This is a genomic window from Methanobrevibacter sp. (genome assembly GCF_045130115.1).
Taxonomy (GTDB): Archaea; Methanobacteriota; Methanobacteria; order Methanobacteriales; family Methanobacteriaceae; genus Methanocatella.
Genome location: NZ_JBGUPC010000028.1, coordinates 1 through 4,280, shown reverse-complemented (window position 1 = coordinate 4,280; position 4,280 = coordinate 1). Strand labels below are relative to the sequence as shown.

Here is a 4,280-nt window from a genome sequence, read left to right as displayed (position 1 = left end):
CTATGCTAAATGATGATGGGAGCCCTACTGAACTTTATATAAATATAAGTAGAGAGGGCACTACAGATGATGATGATGAGCCAATTGTTTCCGGTGCTGATTGGGAAAATGCTTATGGTGGAATCTGGGCTTATTATAATGCATTGTATGCTATAGCTGATGATGGTGTGATTTATGTCGCTTCAGGTACTTATTCTAACTTTTTAGGCACTAATCAAAAAAATTACACTATAATTGGTCAAAATAACACAATTTTCTCACAATCCCTTTGGACTGAACAGAGTTATGATGGTGTTATTCATACTTATGTTAACTTAATCTTCGAAAAAACCATAAAAATAGAAACACCTGCTGGTATAGGTAAAAGATTTTTTAAAAATTGTACTTTTAGACCTGATGCTATAATTATTGGAGAAACCTCTGAAGAAAATTTTAATCATAATCCTGTTGATTATGGTTATGATTTGACTGTCTTTGAAGACTGTATTTTTGAAAATTATAATAATGTAATTGACATTCACAAATATGAAAATGTAGAGTTTAAAAATTGTACTTTTAGAAATATCGAAGCAGATTCTTTAGTCTACACTAATTCAGAATATGAAGGAGCTGTAAAATTCGATGCTTGTACTTTTGAAGGATGCACATTTAACGGTGTTGCAAAATACATCAATGATATAGAAAACTTAATCAGTATTGAAGATTGTAATTATGATTTTGAAGTAAGTACTGATGTTATTCCTATTGGTGGTGCTTTTTATGTAAACTCTACTCAATCTAGGGCTGGCTCTAAGTTAACTATGGATGTAGATGGAGATAACCTTGTGATCTCTTTAACAGATATGGAAGGAAACCCTATTGCTGATGTGGATGAGATCAATGTTCTTGTAAATGAAGAAAGCATTCCTTGCCAAATGGAAAACGGTGTGGCTACTTTAAACATCAGTGACTTATCAGGTAAAGTTACTTTCAGTACTGCTTTTGAAGGAAATGCTAACTATAAGGAATCATCCGCTTCCTTAAGCACTTACATCATAGTAAACAACATAACTGTTGAAGTCCCTGTAGAAGTTCCTGTTTATATTAACCAGACTGCTACTTCAATTACTGCAAGCGACATAACCACTACCGCTAAGGTCGCTAAGACATTGTCCATTACCTTGAAGGATGCTAGCGGCAAGGTCCTTGCAAGCAAGGCTGTTCAAGTGACTGTCAACGGCAAGACATCAACTGTCACAACTGACAAGAACGGTGTTGCCAAAGTGAATGTCAACTATGCTAATGCAGGTACATACTACTACACCTTGTCATTCCTCGGTGACAATGACTACAAGGCTTCCATGAAAGCAGTGAAAGTCACTGTCAACAAGCAAGCAACCAAAGCAACTTTCGCTAAAAAGACCTTCAAGGTAAAGGCTAAGACCAAAAAGGTCACCTTCACCCTTAAGGATGCAAAAGGAAAGGCAATCAAGGGCAAGAAGATCACTTTCACTGTCAACAAGAAGACCTACACTGCAAAGACCAATGCAAAGGGTATCGCAACCGTGAAAGTCAAGCTCACCAAGAAGGGCAAGTACACTGCTGTCGCTAAGTTTGCAGGAGACAACACCTACAAGGCAATCAGCAAAAAAGCAAAAATAACTGTAAAATAAATTAATTTATTTAGTTAATAGGTCTAAAATCTCCTTTTTAGGTCTATTAACATTTAATATTTTAAATATGGGAGGAACAAAGTCAAAATGCTTATTGAGAATTTATTTCTTATTCCAATCATTATCTTTTTGGTTGGAATAATAAATAAATTCTTTTTAGATGTAAAAAAAAGAGTTTATTTGAAAGTTTTTTGTTTAGTTTCAAAAAAAATAGTTTAAACCTCATTTAAATTCGTCAAGGAATAAATTAATCATAAACGGAAAAGATGTGAAAAACAGGGAAAAAACATAAACAAAAGAAGGATGTCCGGTTCTTCTTTTTTTATCTTTTTCTTTCATTCAAAAAGCGTTTTTTCCGTGGGATTTATTTTTTATTCCAATGACTTGATTTGGATTGGAATAACAAATAAATTTTCAATGGGAAATTTATTTTTTGTCACGTTTATAATCAAAATGTTTTTTGTTATTAAATTGAAAAATTAATTGTACTCGGTGGTTGAAAGAAAAAATATTCTAATGGAAAAAAATTTTTAAAAAAATAATGTAAAGGAACTGAAATATGCAAAAGATAAACAAACAATTGCTATTGTTTTCAATGGTTATGGTTCTATTGGTCTCGGTTTCTTCCGTTTCTGCAGATGGCAGTGCTGATTCTCTCCTATCGGTGGATAACATCGGTTCTGTTTCCGCAGTGGAGGAAATCGAGTTAAGCACAGTTTCCTCTGAAGATGATTCCTGTCTGGTTTCTTCTGCAGAAGGGGACAGTAATAGAATTATCTCCTCATCTAATCTAGCTGCTGGAAGCATGGATGATCCTGTTTCCAGTGTGGATGAGGTTTCTGTTGAAGATGATGATGTTGTGCATTCCGGTTCTTCTTCCAGTAAGGCTTTAAAGGATTCTGGTGATGTTAAAGCTTCAAATAATGTTTCCAATGGGTCCTTAGGCAATAATACGTATTATATAGATAGTTTGAATTTCAATGAGTTCTTTGAAGACAACGTGCTGAAGTCAGAGTATGGAAACAGCACATTGATATTCGGAGGCAACTTTGACAGTCTAGGTGTCATCCGCTTCACATCCAACAATACATTGGTCACCGCAAAGGATTCCCTGTTCTACAATACCGTATTCGACTTAGGTGCCACAGGCATTGTGTTGTCTAACATTAATATGGTCTTGGATAGGGAATTCGAGGAAAATGAATATGCAGGCATTTTTGTTCATGCGGATAATGTTACTATCTATAACTGCACTTTAAATTACACTACTCCTGAAAATGTTACAGCTTTCGGCATTTATTCTGACGGTCATGATGATGATTTTGTTGGTTTGAATATTATTAATAATACTATCAACTTTTATGGTCATGGTTTAGGAGATAATGATTATAATTATGGTGTTTTTTTACGAAATACTCACGATAGTTTAGTTTTTGGCAATAATATTTATTGTGAGCTCCCAATAAAATATATTCTATGGACTTTTGTTGGGTCTTATGGTAAAGTGAGCACAGATACTGTTGCTGCTTTTGCAGCAGATTACTCTGAAAATTTGACTTTGTCCAAAAATTGTATCAGTACTATGGTTAATTATAGAAGTTTTAATTATCCTACATTGGATACTGTTATTTTATATGGTTGTAGTCATTCTATGATTGAGAATAATCTTATTCGTAGCGAGGATTTTATTACCAAAGTGGGCCAAGATAACTATCTTTATGCTTTGGATTTATATAACCTTAACGATGTTACTGTTATAAAAAATAATATTTCAGTATTTACTAATGGGGGAAAGACTTGCCAGAGCACAGCTTATCCAATTCAAATTAATGGGCCTGTCAATCATGTAAAGATTGCTTTTAACAATTTGACTACTTTTAATCATGGTCCTAATTGTGGAATTTATTCTCAGAATTTCTATGGAGATACTTTTATTGATATTATTAGTAATTTTATTAATGTTACCGGTGATGCAACGGTTGATGGTTATGCTCCTTATGCCTTAGTTACTGGTATTGAGGTTCAGGATACTGGTGATAATATTTTGAATAATACGATTATTGTAAATGATTTAGGCAATTCTATTAAGAATGCAGTTTATGGTATTAGTTATGTTCAAAATATCAGGGGAAATCATACATATAATATTCAGTACAATAATATTACTACAAATGGTAATTATGGTGTTAAATTAATTGGTGATGTCAAGGACTCCTCTACTTATAATTCAACAGTTTCTAATAATATTTTAAATACTCATACTACTTCTAATCATACTGGTGCTAGTACTAATAATCAAGTTAGTCGCCCATCTGGGACTGTTGTTAAAAACAACACCAATGGTAATCCTAAGAACACTATGAGTGAGGATTATTATCCTGATTGGTTGAAGGATTATGTCCGTGAGGGTTCTGGTCGTGGAACTGGTGATTTTGCTTGGTTGAATAGGATCTTAAATCCTTCTTCTAATGGTACTGGTTTCAGTGGTGCTGTTGGAAATGGTACTTCTCATAGTGGAAGCGGAAATGCCCGTGGCCAAGGCCATAGCAGCAGTGATGGTGATGTTTCAGGTAATGGAACAGATTCCAGTAGTGATGCTGTTTTAGGTTCTGATCATGATGCTGCTCC

At 34.1% G+C, this 4,280-nt stretch carries 1 protein-coding gene and 1 pseudogene; both read left to right on the top strand.

The genetic code is table 11. The features are described 5' to 3' along the window. Positions 1-1,652 (top strand): Ig-like domain-containing protein (locus ACJMML_RS04950; protein WP_405306260.1); only part of this gene is annotated, 1,652 nt, incomplete at its 5' end. A gap of 559 nt (positions 1,653-2,211) precedes the next feature. After that, positions 2,212-4,280: pseudogene (locus ACJMML_RS04945) on the top strand (hypothetical protein); the annotation flags it as partial.